Here is a 16,900-nt window from a genome sequence, read left to right on the forward strand (position 1 = left end):
GAGGCAGGGCCCGGACCGTGACATGTGGTCCGGGCCCTGTCGCCGTACCGGGGCGTCGGAGTACCGGTCCGGCGTGGTGGGCCACGCGTCGCGGCGGTCCGCGCTCAGCCTGCCTTCGGGGTGTAGGCCTTCGCGGCCTCGGAGACGAACGGCTCACGGACGGTCCGCATGCCGCCGGGGATGGACTTGTCCGGCCGGAGGATGACGGACTCGCGTGAGGACGGCGCCTTCGGATCGCTGAAGTCCTGCCTTCCGAACCCGGCGTCGTACGCGTTCAGGGTCAGCAGGGCCCTGTCGACGCCCTCGCGGGTGAGATCCTTGGCGTCACACGCCTTCTCCAGCGCCTTCCTGAAGACGTCGGCGGCCGTCCAGCCCGCCACGATGCCGTTGTCGAGGCTGTCGTTCGGGTACGCGGCCCTGTAGTCGGCGACGAGCTTCTTCGCGGCCGGGGTGTCGGCGCCGATCGGACGGCTCGGAGAGGCGAACCAGTACATCTTCTCCAGCGCCGGTCCGGCCTGGGTGCCCAGCAGCTGGGGGGCGAAGGCCGAGTTGTTGCCGATGATCGGTACCAGGAGCTTGGCCGCCGCCGCGACACCGACCAGCGAGGCGGCCTGGCGCGGGCCCGCGCTGATGACCACGGCCTTGACGCCCGCCTGCTTCAACGCCGCCACCTGCGCCGACATGTCGTTGTCGGTGGGTTTGATCTTCTGCTCCACGACCGTCAGCCCTGCCTTCTCGGCTGCGAACTTCGACCCCGTCAGCGCGTTCTCGCCGTAGTCGCCCTCGAAGTAGACGTGCCCCAGCTTGTCGCCCGCCTTCAGTCCCTTCTCCTTCACCAGGAAGTCCACGGCGTTGATCGTCTCGATGTCGTACGTGGAGCCGAGGACGCGGATGTACGGGGAGCCGAGCAGGGAGGCAGACCAGGCCTGCGGCAGCACCAGTGCCTTGTCCCTGCCGTCGATGCGCTGCTTCGTGGCGGCGACGAACGGAGAACCGATGAACTGCAGGAAGCCGGCGACCTTCGGCTCCAGCTCGGTGTAGGCGGAGAGCGCCTTCTGCGGGTCGTAGCCGTGGTCGCGGACCGTCAGCTCCAGTTGCCTGCCGCAGACCCCGCCGGCCGCGTCGACCTGCTTCACATACAGCTGCTGCGCCTGGGTGACGCTCTTGCCGAGCGTGGCGTACACGCCGGTCATGTCGGTGAGCGCACCGACCGCGATGGTCTTGTCGGTGACGCCCGTGCCGGACTTCACCCCGTCGGCTCCGGTGTCCGCCCCGTCGGCGGACTTGGCCTTGGAACTGCAGCCGGCGGCGGTCAGCACGAGTGCGGCGGCGAGTGCCGCGGCCGTCGTTCTCGGGGCCTGACGTCGGTGGGTCATCGTTCCTCCCCAGAGGAGTGCGAGGGTTGGGCGGTTCGCCCGCGTGGCCGGGCGGCGAGCCGTATCAGGCCGCCGGGCAGGAAGAGCACCACCGCGACGACGGCGGCGCCGTAGAGGTAGCGGGAGGCCTCTCCCGGTGCGATCCCGCCCGTCCCTGGGGCGGAGACCAGGGGCAGCGCATCGCTGTACCGGTTGAGGAGCTGAGGCAGCAGGGAGACGAAGACGCCGCCCACCACCGCCCCGGCGACCGAACCGAGACCGCCGATGACGATCATGGCCAGGTATTCGAGGGAGAGCTGCATACCGAAGTACTCCGGCACGGTGCGCTGGAAGACCAGCGCGAGCAGCACCCCCGCCAGCCCCGCGTACATGGACGACAGGACGAAGACGGCCGCGCGGTAGCGGGCCACGGGGACACCCATGACGCCGGCGGCGATCCGGTGGTCCCGGATCGCGTTCATGGCCCGGCCGGGGCGGCCGCGCAGGACGCCGCGAGCGAAGAGGACCCCCGCGAGCAGGACGACGAGACCCAGGTACCAGAGCTTCTCGGTGGAGCGGAACGGGACCTGGGCGACCAGGAGTTCGCTGTCGTCGAAGGTGAGGCCGAAGAGGCTCAGCGGGGGCACGGCGCGGCCGTTGTAACCACCGGTGACGTCGTGGGCGTTGAACAGGACGTGCTGGCCGATGAAGATCAGTGCGAGGGTCGCGATGCCGAGGTAGGCGCCCCGCAGCCGGCCGGCGATCGGGCTGAACGCCCCGCCCGCCGCACCCGCGAGGGCGACGGCGAGGACGGCGGCGAGCCAGCCGGGCAGGCCCGCTCCGGTGAGCCCGTCCGTCCCGTCCCCGGCGAAGGCGCAGTAGCCGTACGCGCCGACGGCGAGGAAGAAGGCGTGGCCCATCGAGAGCTGGCCGGTGGCTCCGGTCAGCAGGTTGATGCCGATGGCGCCGATCGCGGCGGCCATGGCGAAGAGCCCGGCCTGGAGCCAGAACCGGTCCAGGTAGAAGGGGAAGGCGACGAGCACGAGCCCGGCGGCGGCCCATCCGAAGACCCGGGGCCGGGCGAGCAGGGCCGCTCCACGGCGGGAAAGCGCGTCAGACACGGGACAGCTCCTTCGTGCCGAAGAGTCCGGCGGGGCGGAGGAGCAGCACCGCGACCATCACCAGGTACGGGGCGACATCGCCGACGCCGCGGCCGAGGAAGGTCAGATCCCCCTGGTAGCCGGCGGCGAGGGACTCGGTGACCCCCACCAGCAGGCCGCCGACGAGGGCGCCGGTGGTGGAGTCCAGCCCCCCGAGGATGGCCGCCGGGAAGGCCTTCATCGCGGCGAGGGAGGTGGTCCGTTCCAGGCCGGGGGTCGGGAAGACGGTGAGGAAGAGCGCGGCGACGGCGGCCAGCCCGCCCGCCACCGCCCACGCGCCGAGCGAGACCCGGCCGAGGCGGATGCCCATGAGGGCGGCGGTCTCCTGGTTCTCGGCCGCGGCGCGCATGGCGACGCCCCACGAGGTGTGGCGGAAGGCGAGCAGGAAGGCGGTGATGAGCAGTCCGGCGGTGAGGAAGGCCGCGATGCGGGTCTGCGCCAGGGTGACCGGTCCGACGGTGACGACGGCGTCGCCCCACGGGTCGCCGGCCGAGAGGATGTCGGTGCCGATGCGGCGGGTCAGTTCGGTGGCCAGCAGGATGTCGACGCCGATGGTGACGATGGCGAGGACGCTCTGGTCGGAGCCGCGGTAGCGGCGCATGACGAGGAACTCGACGGCGGCGCCGAGCAGGGCCGCGCCGCCGGTCCCGGCCAGGAGCGCCGGCCAGAAGCCGATGTCCTCGTGGAGGACGGCGGTCACGTAACCGCCCGCGAGGAGCAGGGAGGCGTGGGCGAAGTTGACGACCTCGGTGGCGCGGAAGATGACCACGAAACCGAGGGCGATGAGGGCGTAGACGGATCCCAGCGAGACGCCGTTGAGCAGGAGTTCGACGAAGGCGGTCACCCGGCGGTCTCCTCTCCGAGGTAGGCGCGGACGACCGCGGGGTCGTTCTGGACGTCGCCGGGAGCGCCGTCGGCGATCCGGCGGCCGAAGTCGAGGACGGTGACGGTGTCGGCCAGCCGCATCACCACCCCCATGTCGTGCTCGACGAGCACGATGGAGATCCCGAGGCTGTCGCGAACACCGGCGATGACGGCGGCGGTACGGCGGCGCTCGTCGGCGGTCATCCCGGCCACGGGTTCGTCGAGGAGCAGCAGGGTGGGCTCCATGCAGAGGGCACGCGCCAGTTCGGCGAGCTTCTGCTGCCCGTACGGGAGGGAACCTGCGGGCTGTGCGAGCTGTTTCTCCAGACCGACGAAGGCGGCGATCTCGCGGACGCGGGCGCGGTGGCGCGTCTCCTCGCGGGCGGCCGAGGGCAGCCTGAGCCCGGCGGCGAGGAAGCCGGTGCGGGTGAGCCGGTGACGGCCCAGCATCAGGCTGTCCTCGACGGTGGCGCGGGGCGGTAGTGCGAGGTTCTGGAAGATGCGGGCGACACCGAGTCCGGCGATCTTGTGCGGCGGCAGGGAGGTGAGTTCGTGTGCGCCGAGCCGAACGCTTCCCGAGGTCGCCCTGTAGACGCCGGAGAGCACGTTGAAGCAGGTGGACTTCCCGGCTCCGTTGGGGCCGATGACAGCGTGCACGGTGCCGGGGCGGACGGTGAACGAGACGGCGTCGAGGGCGGTGAGCCCGGCGAAGCGGACGGTGACGTCCCGGACGTCGAGGGCAGGGACGGAGGCGGAGGCCTCCGGGGAGGCGGGTCTTTCCGGGGCGGGGGGCTCCGGGGAGGCGGGCCCTTTTGACACGGGGGCCGTCGGGGAGGCCGGTGCGGTCGGCCGAGCGGTCACGGAGGCCGGTGCGGACCGGGCGTCCGCCGTGGCGGCGGGGCCCTCTGTGGACCGGGTGTCCTCCTCCGTGCCCTCGCCGGGTGCGGCGGGGGGCTTCGCGGGGCGGAGGGGGTCCGGGCCCCGGGCGGCGGGCTCGCTCATCGGGTCTCCTCCCAGCGGGCGAGCACGGGGTGCGCGACGGAGACCTCCGAGGCGTCCGCCGCCGCGGTCTCGTCGACGACGCCCAGGTAGCGGCGCCGTACCTCGCCGGAGGCGGCGAGTTCGGCGGCCGGGCCGCAGAGGGCGACCTCGCCGACCTCCAGGACGTACGCCCGGTCGGCGAGCCGCAGCGCGAGCGCCGCGTTCTGCTCGATGAGGAGGACGGAGGTGCCCTGGGCGTTGATCTCGCGGATCGTGTCGGCGATCCGGGCCGCCATGAGCGGGGCGAGGCCCAGCGAGGGCTCGTCTAGGAGGAGCAGTTTCGGCGAGGCCATCAGCGCGCGTGCGACGGCGAGCATCTGCTGTTCACCGCCGGACAGCAGTCCGGCGCGCTGGTGGGACCGGTCGGCGAGTACGGGGAAGAGTTCGTGGACCCGTCGCAGGGCCGACGCCTTGGCCCTCCTGTCGCCCCGCGCGCCGAGCGCCCCCGCCCGCAGATTGTCCTCCACGGTCATCCGGACGAAGACCTTCCGCCCCTCCGGCACCTGGGAGACCCCGGCGGCTACAACCCGGTCCGGAGCCAGCCCTCCGATCGGCCGGCCGCCGAAGGCGACGGTGCCGGAGGTGACGGCCCCAGCGTGGAACGACAGGGTGCGCGAGACAGCCCTCAGCAGAGTGGACTTCCCCGCCCCGTTGCCGCCGAGAACGGTGACGACGGCACCTTCCGGCACGGTGAGCGACACCCGCCTCAGGGCGCATACCGGTCCGTAGCCCGCCGTCAGGTCCGTGACCTCCAGGGCGAGTCCGGTCCCTCCCATGGTTCCCCTTCCGTGGCCTGTGCAATGGCGCTCACCCCAGCACCGCGGTGGCCCCCCGTCCACCTGTGGCGGCCGAAACGCTGCCGGTGACCAGCGGGCGCCGGTACGGGTTGTGCACGCGCACAACACCGCGTGTCAGGGGCCTGTCGGGAAGGGGGAGGCGGTGGCATCCTCCGGGCATGGGACGGCGCAGACCACGGACCGCCGATGACTGGAAGCTGTTGGCCGAGGCGTGTACGGCGCTTCTGGAGCGGCTGCCCGAGCTGGTGGACGAGCACCTGAGAGAGCTGCACGAGTACGAGCCGGCGTACGGCCGGATCGTGCCGCACGACCAGCACTGGCGTGAGGCCCACGAAGCGCTGCGGATCGGGATCGAGACGATCTCGGCACCGCGGGACTCGCCACGCCGGGACCTGGAGCACGCCGACGAGCTGGGGCGCCGGCGCGCCGAGCAGGGGATGCCGCTTGAGCTGGTGGTGCACGCCTACCGGCACGCCGGTCACCTGGTGTGGGAGGCACTGATCGAGGACGCGTCGGCGTTCCCGTCGAGGCTGGCGGTGCTGACCCAGTCGGCGACCATGGTCTGGCAGGCCGTGGACGCACAGGCGGACACCGCGTCGGAGGCGTACCGGGCGACGGAACGGGAGCTGCGGCGGCGTACCGACGAGCAGCTCCAGGCGCTCCTCGACGCGCTGCTGCACGGCCAGTGTTCGCCGGAGGTGACCTCTCGGGCGGCGGCCGGCCTGGACCTGCCGGAGCACGGCCGGTACGCGGTGGTGGTGCTGCGGCCCGATCGGCGGGAGGTCCCCGAGCCGTTCCACCGGCGGGTGCGGGGGACGGGCGTCCGTTTCCTGTGGCGGATGGGCGCGGACTGCGAGATCGGGGTCGCGTCGCTGGCGGAGGGCGTCGGTCTGGACGCGCTGTCCGAGCTGCTCGACGGGGGCTGCCCGGGGCCCGGAGGGATCAGCCCGGTGGTGACGGGGCTGGCGGAGCTGGGACGGGCACGCGGGCTCGCGGAGCTGGCCCTGCGGACCAGCCCGCCGGACTCACGGCAGATCGTCCGCCTGGACCGCCGGATGGCGGGCGCCCTGGTGGTAGGACAGCCGGAGCTGGCGGGCCTTCTGGTGAGGGACGTTCTGGGCAGCCTGCTGGAACTGGACCCGGCCGACCGCACGATTCTGCTGGAGACACTGGACGTCTGGCTGGAGTGCGAGGGGTCGGCGGGACGCGCGGCGGCTCGGCTCTACTGCCACCGCAACACGGTCTTCAACCGGCTGCGCCGCCTGGAGCAGCTGACGTCCCGCTCCTTGTCCCGGCCGAGGGACCTCACGGAGATGACACTGGCCCTGGACGCCTTCCGCCTGACGGCCTCGTGCTGAGACCGCACGACCGCCGCGGGGTGCTGAGCCCGTACGGCACCCGCCCGGGCGGCCGCCTCGGACGAAGGGGCGAGAACGGACCCCTGGGCCCCCTCGGGTCACCGGTCGAAGCGGTGGCCGTCCCCCGGCGCGGGGGACAGGAGCAGGAGCCCCGAAAGTTCGACGCGGGAGCGGACTCCCAGCCGGGCGAAGACGTTCCGCAGGTGGTGGTCGACCGTGCGGGGGCTCAGCGACAGCCGGTCGGCGATCTCCTGGTTCGTCGCCCCCGCCGCCACCAGCCCGGCGATGCGCTGCTGTTGAGGGGTCAGCTCGCCCGCCGCACCGGGGACGGCCCTTCTGCCCGCCGCCCCTCCGGTCGCCCGCAGTTCGGCCCGCGCCTGGTCGGCCCACACCTCGGCGGCCGCGCGTTCGAAGGTGACCAGCGCGTCGCTCAGCGGACCCCGGGCCTCGACCAGACGCCTGCGCCGGCGCAGCCACTTGCCGTACGCGAGGAGGGTCCGGGCCCGTTCGAAGTCGTTGCCGCTCTCCTCGTGTCGCCGCACCGCCTCCTGGTACCAGTCCGCGCAGTCGCTTCCCCCGGCCAGCAGTGCCCGGCAGCGGGCCAGTTGGGCGGGCGCCTGGGCATCGAAGCCGAGCCCGGCCCAGACCGCGAACTCCTCGGCCGCGGCACCGGCTTCGAGCTCCTGGTTTGACGCGCAGGCGGCCTCGACGAAGCAGGGCACCACGAGCATCCGCAGGGCGAAGTGGCCGCCGCGCGGCCCCCTTTGGACGAGGGGCGCGAGACGCGCCGCGGCCTGCGCGGCGAGCCCGCCCGCCAGCTCGGCCCGCGCGATCGACCACTCGGCGAGCGTCATCGCCTGGACGAGGCCGTGTGCCCGGGCGGTCCCGAGCGCACGGTGCGCGTGCTCCACGACGGCCGGGGCGTCGCCCCGGACGGACGCCGCCAGGGCGAGGACAGCGTGTTGGTGGGCGGCCGCGTTGCGCTGCCCGGCCGACTCCGCCGTACGGAGCCCCTCCCTGGCGTGCGCGGCGGCACGCTCGTGCTGTCCGGCTCGCAACTCGGCGTACGCCAGATGCTCCAGGACCCGGGGCAGGAGCGCGGTCCCGGATGCGGCGCGCAGCGTGGCCAGGGCGCGGGTATGGACGCGTACGGCGGCGGGCGCGTCCCCCAGCACCAAGGCGGCGGCGCCCGCGCGCAGCAGGCGGCGCGGTTCGTCGGACGCGCCGTCGCGGGCCACGACCCGGGCCAGCGGCGCCCGCGCCTCCTCCAGCCGCACGGTGAGCGCGGCGCACATCCCGTCACGGAAGTCCCGCTCCACCGTGTCCACGCCGTCGGGGGATCCGGTGCGTTCGCCGCCGAAGTCGCCCCCGCCGAGAGCGATCGCACAGGCCTGTGGGTCCCCGGCCGCCCACGCCGCCTCCAAGGCGAGGGACCGTGCGTCCGAGGCCTCCTCGGGTGCCGCCTTGCGCAGCAACGAGGCGGCGAGGAGCAGCACCTGATGGGCGTCCCCGACCGGCCCGCCGCCCAAGCCGGCCAGCCCGCGCGCCAGCTCGGCCCTGCCGCGCAGCACATCCGGCGGTACCCGTGCGCCCTCCGGGGCCCGCACGTCGCCGGTCGCCCCGCCCATGCCCATGCCCGTCCGGAGCCGGTCGGACCGGTGGCCTGTGTCGTGAACGTTGCGAGGAGGCCCGGATCGGGCCGGAACTCCAAGAGCGCGGGGCGGGGCGGGCATCCCGGCCCCGGGCGGGACCGAGGCCCTCGCGACGGGTGTGGCGAGGTGTGGCGTACGCGCCGCCGCCGCACGATTCCCCGCCGTGGCGTCGTCCCCGCCCACCGGCCCGCTCCTGCCGCAGAAGCGGGCTCCGGGGCGGCCTCCGGCGGTACGGGTGAAGAGGGCGTACAGCTCCCGGCGCCGAGGCGGTGGCACGGTACCCAGGACCGCGCGCCGCAGAAAGGGGTCGTCGAACCGGAGTGCTTCCCGGGTACCGCGCAGGAATCCGTCGGCGACCAGCCGGTCCAGCGCCTCGGACGACGCGCGCACGGCGCGGGCCACCGCCAGGACCGCGTCCGCGCCGACCGGGCGGACGGCGGCGGGCCCCCCGGCCACCGGATCCGGCCGCCCCGTGCCGGGCTGCGGCTCCCCGGCGACGGCCACCAGGGTCAGCACCCGCCCGCACTCCGCCGGCAGGGAGTCGAGGAGCCCTCGGTACACCTGCGCCAGTGAGGCGTCGTCGGTGACCGGGCCCGGGGGGCCGTCTCCACGCTCCGGATCGGCGCGGACACGGGCCGCCGTCGCGGTCAGGACACCGGGGTGGCCCGCGGCCTCGTCGAGCAGGCGCGCGCGGAAGGACGCGGCCAGGGGCAACCGGCATACGTCGTCGAGCAGGGTCCGCGCTCCCTCGTGGCTCAGCCGCCCCAGGGACAGCAGCCGGGCACCCGGCACGTCGGGGGGCCGCCGATAGGCCGCGAACGAGACGACCCATGCCCACGGCCCCGTGTTCCCCCGCCAGGCCGCGTCGAGCGCGGTGCGGGAGTGGGCGTCCCAGAGGTGATGGTCGTCCAGGCAGAGCAGCAGCGGCTCGCCCGGGCACAGGGCGGCCAGCGCGCCGGGTACGCCGCCCGGGCCACGGGCCGCCCGCAGGGCACGTCGCGCGGCCGAGGGAGTGGGGGCGAGGGCGGACATGAGGGCGCGTACCCCGCTCCAGGGGACGCGGTTGCCGCTGGGCGCGGCCACCTGGTGGGCCCGGATCCGGGAGTCCCGTACGGCCTGGTCCAGCAGTGCGGTCCGACCGGTGCCCGGGCGTCCGGTGACCAGCAGGACGGCGCCCCTCCCCTCGGCGGCCCGCGCCGACAGCTCCGCCACGGCGGCGAGTTCGGACGTACGGTCGTACAGCCGCGGAGCAGTGGCGACCCTCGATGCTCCACTCACGCCATCACCGTACTGGCCGGTAAGTGACCAGGAAAGAGGCAGGCGCTGGGCCGGGGACCACACCTCGGGCTCATCCGTTGTGCACGCGGACAACCTGAGTGGCACAGGTCCGGGCGCCCGGACCCGTGCCACTCAGGTTGTCCGCGGTGCGCGGCGAGGACCTCCGGCCCGTCAGGAGCCGAGGGGGCAGGTGCCCCGGTACTCCTCGATCGTCAGGCTCGGCCGTGGCAGGGGACAGAGGAACTGCTCGTAACGGGTGTCGTCGTCGATGAACCGCTTCAACCAGGAGATGCTGTACTTCGCGATCGTCGTGTTGGAGCTGTTGGGGGTGAAGTGGGTGGCCCCGTTGAGCTCCAGGTAGGCCTTGTCCAGGGAGGCCGGCAGGGTCTCGTAGAAGGGCTCCGAGTGGGTGGCGACGGGGGCGATCGTGTCGCCATCGGCGCCCACGATCAGGGCCGGGGTGTTGATCTCGGGCCAGGTCTTGTCGGTGTTCCAGGCGGTCAGCGGGATGGTGGCCTTGAGCGAGGGCCGGCTCTTCGCGGCCTCCAAGGCGCCTCCGCCGCCCATCGAGTGGCCCATGACACCCAGCCGCGAAGCGTCGACGCGGTTGCGGACCGAACTCCGCTGGGTCAGATAGTCGAGCGCCGAGAGGAGTTGGCGGCCCCGGCTGTCCGGCTGGTCCAGCGTGGTGAGGGTGTCGATGGTGAAGACGACGAAGCCCTGCGAGGCGAGCCGTGGTCCGAGCCACGAGATGGAGGACTCGTACGCGGTGAAGCCGGGGGCGATCACCACCGCGCCGAACGTGCCGTCGCTCGTGGAGGTGGGGTAGTAGATGGTGCCCCCGCCGAACCCGGTGACCGAGAGGGCGGAGACGCTGCTCTGGGAGACCGCGTAGGACCCGCGGACCGCCTCGATGGAGGCCACGGTGGGCGCCGGTCCGCGCTCATAGGGGTTGTCCGCGGCGGTGGAGGTGGCGGAAGGGGTCGAGGCAGTGGCGGCGGGTGCGGCCAGGAAGGCCAGGGAAGCCAGGGCCGCGGCGGCGGCGATGTGTCGTTTCACGACGGAGCCGTCCTCTCGAGTCGTGTGCCGTCATGACGTGGGCTGCGCGACGCCGACCGCAGAAACGACCGGCGCACCGGTGTGGACCGGCCCCGTCACTGTCGGGGCGGCGCCGGGGGAAGGCATCGGTGAAATGGCCGGTCACGCGGGGACGGGCGTGCCTCGCAGCGGCACGAGGGCTCGGGCCTGCGCAGGTGCCGTCTGGCAGCGCTGCCGAAGTCAAAGTCTCGGCAGGGCCCCGCAGATGAACGGGGCACGCAGGGGGGGGCGGCAAGATCCACAGGGCGAGCGGATCCATGTCGTCCCGTTCCACGGTGAACCCGGCGGAGCGCAGAATCCCGATCACGGCGGTCTGCACATGACCTGCCGCCTGTATGAAGTACTGGAAGGCAGGGCCCCCGTCCGGACAGCTCGTGTCGAACTCGGCGTGAACAGACAGATCGCAGTTCCAGTGGACGTCGACTCCCGGACTTTCCTCAAAGGGATCGACGTCGACCTTTGCTCCTGGTGGCTGGTCGCCGACCGTGCGCAGGCAGGCCGGCAGACCGGCCCTTCGCAGCTCATCGCACACCCGGGCAGCCAGCCTGGACCGCACCTCTGCCACCTCCGCGGTGACATGCTTGAGCCCTACGTCTTCGGGTGTCAGGTCACCGAAGTCGCTGTCGATCACGCTTCCTTGGTTGCCGAGAGTGGCCAGACTCGCCGACGGCTCGAATCCAGAAGTTCCTGGCGTTGTCGGTCGTCTTCTCTGGAGTGGCATCGTCCATGTCGGGTGCTACGGGTTCACCGTCAGTAAATTGTTGGATCCACAGCTCGTGGCTCATGAGTGGAATGCCGCCCGCGCTAAATATGGGCCCATACCTGTCGCACGGGGTGGCCAAGCGCTTGTCCGGCCGTGGCTAGTTCTACGTCCGTCAGCTCGGACTTGTTGGGGTTCAGAATCTTGACTTCGAAGGATGCAAATCCGCATGCGCCGTCGTATGTGAGGTCATTGAGAGTGGTGTCTGCGCCACAGCAAGGCGTACACACTCGAAGGTCCGAGAAACCGTTGCCGTTGTAAGCCTCGTCCATTCGGGGCATCCACCATCCTTGGAAGTCGAGCTGTTTCCCGCATCGGGGGCATGAGATGGTCTCAAGGTTGGCGCCGGCGTTCACGAAGGCAGGCCGGTCGTGCCGGTGCACCTCGGGTTCTCCCGCCGCGTTCGGACACAGCTCCTTCATGAAGGTTTCCGCGAGAGCAGCACCATCTGGATTCGGCTGCCAGTGCGGGTCGGTGGGAATGATGGAGAGGTAGGTGTCACTCATGGGGACCATCCGATTCTTCGGTTGATGCGGAGACTACCTGGCGGGTCCGGCACCCATCCGTCGGGACGGGTGCCGGACCACAGCCTTGCTCAACCCACTGGGGGCGTGTGCACCAGGGTGATCCAGGTGATGTTCTCGTCGGCGAACAGCTTCTTCATCGCAACGTATGCCTCATTCTCGGCAACGTCCCAGCGAATCGGCATGTTCACGCCTGCAGCCTTCAACGCGTCCCGCTGACGCCCCGCTTGCTCGACCAGGTCCTTGGGCATGTTGAGCCATGGTTTCGCGACGAACTCTCCGTTTTCGACGAAGTTCGCATAACCGGGGCCTTTAGGATCAAGCAGGACACCGTTCTTGTAGCCGTCGAACTTCACGAATCCCTTCGGGTTCGGCGTGTCGTGGATCACGTACCCGAAGCCGCTGGGTACACCAGTGATCTGTACCTCGTAGTCGATGGCCCTCTGCTTCTTGCCTCCTTCCTTGACCCATTCCCATACCCCAGGCCCTCCCTTCTCGACCCAGCAACGCAGACTGGCCGCTGCGGCCCGGGCGACCCGTGACGGAAGGGCAGGGGTCTTGCACGCGTCGGAGAGTGCCCGGGCGACCTTGGTCCCGATGCCCGCGATCACCTCGTCGGACAGACCGAGGGTGCGGAGGCCCTTCCACGCGTCAGTGAAGCCGATACCTGTCTTGAGGGAGGCGTTGAATGCGTGGAGACCGTTGGCGATCTCTTGGAGCGCCTTGCCTCCGACGAACCAGCTCGCAGCCCAGGCACATCCGGCCCAACTTCCACTCGCTCCGCCCGGGGCGATCTTCTGGGCGCAGGCGATGAAGTCGCCCAGGAGGATCTCTACGGGGTTGATGCCCGAATTGAACTGGCTCATCGTGAGGGTGTGGGTGACTGTGTCGCTCAGGTTGGGAAGTGTCTGGCGGCCGAGGTAGAACGTGTCAGCTGCGGGGCACCCGTACTGGGCCATGTCCTCGGCGGTACACAGGTAGAGATCGACGACGGCATTGAAGTGGACGGTCGCGGTGACCGTGCAGTCGCCGGTGTGGAAGATGATGTTGCAGTTGTCCTTCTTGACATCATCCGGTTCGCCGACGCTTTCGATGCTGTCGACGACGTAGAAGACGTCACCGATGCCAGTGGTGGCACCGGACTTGATCTGATCGTTGTTCGCCTTCGTCTCGGCTCGTTGGGCTGCGGCCTGGGTGTCCTTGGCGGCCTGGGCGGCGTCCTTGGCGGCCTGTTCGGCTTCGTTGGCTGCGGTGTTGGCGCGGTCGGCCGCTGCTACCGCGTCCTTGGCTGCCTGCGCGGCCTGGGCTGCGGCCTCGCGTGCTGCCGCCGCGTCGAGGGCAGCCTGGTCGGCGGACTCTCGTGCTTCCTTGGCGTAGCCTTCGGCGCGGCCGGCTGCCTTGTCGGCGGCTGCCGCGTCCTCGGTGGCCTGCCGGTCGTATTCGACCGTGCGGGCCAGGGACTTGGCGGCCTCGGCCGCGTATCCGGCGGCTTGTGCCGAGTAGCCTAGGGCTTCCTTCGCATACCCTCTGGCCTCTGCCGCGTACGCCGCTGCGTTAGCGGCGTGGAGGTATGCCTCCTTCATGTCGCCCTGGGCCTGGTTGGCGATGTCCTTGGCCGCCTCGGCCTCGGTTTTGGCGTTGTCGGCGTGGGCCTGGGCGACGGCCTGCTGCTGCTCGGCGATCGTCCTGGACGCCTGCCCGGTCAGCACGACCAGGGAGGCGGTGCTGTCGGTGTCCGCGTACGGGCCGCCGAGCTGGACGGCGTCGTTGGCGGGCTTGGCGACCTGCCGGGCGGCCGTCGTGGCATCGGCCGCGGCCTGCGCGGTGACGTGGGCGAAGCCCGCGGCTTTCGCCGCGGCGACACGTGCGGTGAGCGCCTCCTTCATGGCGGCGTCGGCATTGGCCTTAGCCGTTTTCGCTTGCGCTGTCGCCTCGTTGGCCTGCTTGACCGCGGCAGCGGCTTCGGCCGCCGCATGCTGAGCTGCTGCGATGGCGTCCGCGGTGGCGCTGGTGGCCGTCCTGACGGCCGCGTCGGCCTTCAGCTTCGCGGCTTGCGCGGCATCCGCGTCCGCGCGCGCCCGCTTGGCTGCTGCCTCCGCCCTGGTGGCCGCGGCATCGGCCTCGGCTGCCGCCTGGGTGGCGGCATCGGCCTCGGTACGGGCCCGGGCGGCCGCTGCCTTGGCATCGTTTGCCGCACCGGCGGCCTCGTCCGCCGCCTTGCGCGCGGCATCGGCGGCCTCACCGGCGTCCAGTGACTCGGCGTAGGCTTCTTTGGCATCGGCCTTGACACGGGCGGCGTCGGCCTTCTGCTCGGCGTTGTAGGCATCACTCCGCAGTTCCACGGCCTTGTCGCGGGCCTTGACCGCGTCATCCCGCTTGCCTTTGGCGGTCCGCTCAGCGGCCTCGGCCCTGTCCTTGGCGTCCTTCGCCTTCCCGGCCTCGGTCTGGGCGTTCTGCTTGTGCTGATTGGCTTCGCCCTGCTTGGCGGCAGCCGTCTCCTTCTCCGCCTTCGCCTTGGCTTCCTCGGCCTCCGCTGCAAGCCGCTTGGCGTGGGCCTGCGCTGCGGCGGCCTTCGCCTCGCCCTCGGCCTTGACCGCATCGGCCAACTTCGCCTTCGCGGTTTCCGCGTCCGTCCTGGCGTTGTCTCGGTGCATCTTGGCCGCATCGCAGGCAGCCTTGGCCTGCAACTCCGCCGTCTCAGCAGCCTTCTTACGGAACTCAGCGCGTACTTGCGCCGCCTGCGCCAGGGCCCGCTGGGTGATGGTGTCGCTGTCAGCAGCCGAGGCACGGGTCGCGGCCTCCGCAGTCTCCCCGGCCTTGACCATCGCCTCCAACGCTGCGACAGCACCCTGGGTGACCTGGTCCTTCTGCTGCCCGACAATCAGACCCCGGCCCCGCGGAGCCCCGCTCTGATCAGCGATCCCATAGGCCGCCTGCTGCGCCGTGGTGGAGCTCGCGGCAGCCTTCTTGGCTGCCTCCAACTGGACGCGGACAGCGTCGAGCTGCTTCTTCGCCTCCGTCTGCGCGGTGGTGATGTTCGCCTTCGCCTTGTCGACGTCAGCCTTGGAAGCGGAACCGGTGTGCCCCTTGGGGGAGACCTTGAACTTCTGCCCGTCGGAGCCGTTGCACGGGTAAAGGAAGGCGTCCTGACTGTTAGTGAGGGTGTGCAGGTCCAGGCACTTGCCCGAACCCGTGTTCTTCAGACTGGTGGTGGCGCGGACGTTGGCTTCCCATGTCTGGGCCGGCGACTGGTTGCAGCCCCAGATCTGGATCTTCGTGCCGTCCGCAGTGCCGTCACCGTTGACATCCAGACACTTCAGCGAGCCGACGTTCATCAAGTGCAGACCGGAGTCGTCGGTGTACAGCCGCCAGTCCTGCGCCGGATCGTTGTTACAGGTCCAGATCTGGACGGGAGTGCCGTTGTCCTTGCTTCCCCCCGCGACGTCCAGGCACTTGCCCGGAGCGGCCACCACCTTGATCACGTTCGAGGCGTCACCGATCCAACCGAGACCACCCTCGGTGGAGTAGTCCAGCCAACGGGTGGAGTAGTCCGCGACCCACGACTGCCCCAGCAGCTTGCCCAGGGCGAACGTGCCCTCCTGCAACGCCCTCGCGGCGGTCGAGCTGGAGGAAAGGATCTGCTGGCGCTGGGCGGCCTGCGAGACGATCTCCTGCTGCCACTCCGAAGCCGCCTGCCCCACCTCCTTGCCGAGAATCCGGTTCGGGTCGACCGGGTCGTGCCAGGAACACGAAGCGAAACGGGCCTTCAAGTCCTCGACCGCGATACGGAACTCAGGACTGTCCGGCGCCGGGGCCGTGGTGGGGAAGCCACCCGAGGACAGGAAGATCCGGGCATCATCGGCGAACACCCGCGGAATGAACCACTGGTTCTCCTCGACCTTTCCGGAGTTCTTCTTCCACAGCGCCCATGCCTGCTGCTCCTGCGGGGTGCCAGCTGTGGTGTACAGCGGGTCACCGATCGCCAGCGCGGCGGCCTTCGTCTTCTCGTCGGCGGTCGGTGACGGGTCGTAGAGCGGGTTCCACACGTCATCCGCGTATGACTGGTAGAGCCACGGAAGCAGCCCGACCTGTTCGAAGATGTTTCCGCCTCCGCGCGGCGGGTGCGGGTAGCTCAGTCCGCTGACGGCACCGGACCATGCTCGCTCCTGGTCGCTGACCTTCTTCAGCCACTGGTCGGTGCTGTCCCGGTCCGCATTGCGTGCCTGGATCAGAGGGGTCTTGTCGGACATGAGGTCCCGGTAGACCTTCTGGTGCAGCTGATCGGGCGGGAGCCCGATCGCGTCCTGTGCAAGGGCGTACATGCTGGGGCCGCCCTTGCGCAGGGCATCAGCTGTTACGCACTGGTCTTCGCGCAGCTGTTCAGCGGCCTTCGTGTCGTAGCCGTCGTAGGAATCCGCGACCAGGCTCATCGGGTCCCGGGCGTCACTTCCTGCCGGATCGGGCCGTACCGGGACGCCGACCACCATGGCGACGGCGGTCAGAAAAAGGATGATCCGGGCAGTCAGGGCCGACTGGCCCGGCCTGGGTAAGAAGGGGTTGGGTGATCTCGAACGCAAAACGGTGCCTTTCATCAGAAGGCCGACGCGACCCAAGGCACACCTCGCCCTCATAGGCGACAACTGCTCCCCCGGCCGCTGCTGATCGTGCACCCACGGCGGATCGGTCAGGACCCTCGGTGCATGCGGGCCACCGTAGCCACGACACCACCACCTAGGACACGCGTTCGATTCATCTGTCCGAATCCGCCTCCTGTCGGCAGCGGCACCGGGGACTGGCGTCCACCTGCGAGGCCAGGGGGATTCTGTGCTGTTCCTGTGAGATAGGGGCGTGCGTCAGCGGTGGGGGCGCAGGGCGGAGCTGTCCGATTTCCAGCAACCCGCAAACGCGGGGGGGGGGGGGGGGGGGGGGGGGGGGGGGGGGGGGGGGGGGGGGGGGGTGGGGGGGGGGGGGAGGGATCGGGAGGAAAAACAAAAGAAGTAGGAGCCACACAAC

10 protein-coding genes are annotated in these 16,900 nt (G+C 71.0%); 1 reads left to right on the top strand and 9 read right to left on the bottom strand.

Features of this window, described 5'->3' with window-relative positions:
* Positions 1-104: 104 nt before the first annotated feature.
* From AC069K_RS24785 to AC069K_RS24805, 5 genes are all read right to left on the bottom strand, one after another.
* Complete coding sequence (locus AC069K_RS24785; protein ID WP_478619910.1) at positions 105-1,376, bottom strand: ABC transporter substrate-binding protein; 1,272 nt, start codon at positions 1,374-1,376, stop codon at positions 105-107.
* Positions 1,373-2,476 (bottom strand): branched-chain amino acid ABC transporter permease, encoded by a 1,104-nt coding sequence (locus tag AC069K_RS24790; RefSeq protein ID WP_478619913.1) that lies wholly within the window; start codon positions 2,474-2,476, stop codon positions 1,373-1,375. Before AC069K_RS24790 ends, AC069K_RS24785 begins: the two co-directional genes overlap by 4 nt.
* Positions 2,469-3,359 (bottom strand): branched-chain amino acid ABC transporter permease, encoded by an 891-nt coding sequence (locus AC069K_RS24795; protein WP_365101656.1) that lies wholly within the window; start codon positions 3,357-3,359, stop codon positions 2,469-2,471. The genes AC069K_RS24790 and AC069K_RS24795 overlap by 8 nt, the downstream gene beginning before the upstream one ends.
* Positions 3,356-4,198 (bottom strand): ABC transporter ATP-binding protein, encoded by an 843-nt coding sequence (locus tag AC069K_RS24800; protein WP_358835550.1) that lies wholly within the window; start codon positions 4,196-4,198, stop codon positions 3,356-3,358. The genes AC069K_RS24795 and AC069K_RS24800 overlap by 4 nt, the downstream gene beginning before the upstream one ends.
* Before the next feature lie 179 nt (positions 4,199-4,377).
* Positions 4,378-5,196, bottom strand: a complete 819-nt coding sequence (locus AC069K_RS24805) for an ABC transporter ATP-binding protein (protein WP_478619916.1) — start codon at positions 5,194-5,196, stop codon at positions 4,378-4,380.
* Positions 5,197-5,375: 179 nt separating this feature from the next.
* Here AC069K_RS24805 and AC069K_RS24810 point away from each other — a divergent pair, with 179 nt between their 5' ends.
* The gene (locus tag AC069K_RS24810) at positions 5,376-6,575 is read left to right on the top strand and encodes a PucR family transcriptional regulator (RefSeq protein WP_478619919.1); all 1,200 of its coding nucleotides are present in this window, start codon (positions 5,376-5,378) and stop codon (positions 6,573-6,575) included.
* 98 nt (positions 6,576-6,673) lie between these two features.
* Here AC069K_RS24810 and AC069K_RS24815 read toward each other — a convergent pair whose 3' ends face one another.
* The 4 genes from AC069K_RS24815 to AC069K_RS24830 all read right to left on the bottom strand — a co-directional run bounded on the left by AC069K_RS24815 (position 6,674) and on the right by AC069K_RS24830 (position 16,374).
* On the bottom strand, positions 6,674-9,505 hold the full coding sequence (locus tag AC069K_RS24815) for a helix-turn-helix transcriptional regulator (RefSeq protein WP_478619922.1): 2,832 nt from the start codon (positions 9,503-9,505) through the stop codon (positions 6,674-6,676).
* Between the two features lie 171 nt (positions 9,506-9,676).
* A complete protein-coding gene (gene bdeA, locus AC069K_RS24820) occupies positions 9,677-10,564 on the bottom strand; it encodes a bis(hydroxyethyl) terephthalate hydrolase (protein WP_478619925.1) in 888 nt (295 codons plus the stop codon).
* 843 nt (positions 10,565-11,407) lie between these two features.
* The gene (locus AC069K_RS24825; RefSeq protein WP_478619928.1) at positions 11,408-11,869 is read right to left on the bottom strand and encodes a hypothetical protein; all 462 of its coding nucleotides are present in this window, start codon (positions 11,867-11,869) and stop codon (positions 11,408-11,410) included.
* Between the two features lie 89 nt (positions 11,870-11,958).
* Entirely contained in the window at positions 11,959-16,374 is a 4,416-nt protein-coding gene (locus AC069K_RS24830) for a ricin-type beta-trefoil lectin domain protein (protein WP_478620062.1), read from the bottom strand.
* Positions 16,375-16,900: the final 526 nt, after the last annotated feature.

The sequence above is a fragment of the Streptomyces sp. NPDC043908 genome (genome assembly GCF_056435525.1).

Coding starts and splice junctions, on each gene's coding strand:
- AC069K_RS24825 (WP_478619928.1), bottom strand. CDS start 11,869: ATGAGTGACACCTACCTCTCCATCATTCCCACCGACCCGCACTGGCAG.
- AC069K_RS24785 (WP_478619910.1), bottom strand. CDS start 1,376: ATGACCCACCGACGTCAGGCCCCGAGAACGACGGCCGCGGCACTCGCC.
- AC069K_RS24810 (WP_478619919.1), top strand. CDS start 5,376: ATGGGACGGCGCAGACCACGGACCGCCGATGACTGGAAGCTGTTGGCC.
- AC069K_RS24805 (WP_478619916.1), bottom strand. CDS start 5,196: ATGGGAGGGACCGGACTCGCCCTGGAGGTCACGGACCTGACGGCGGGC.
- AC069K_RS24830 (WP_478620062.1), bottom strand. CDS start 16,374: ATGGTGGTCGGCGTCCCGGTACGGCCCGATCCGGCAGGAAGTGACGCC.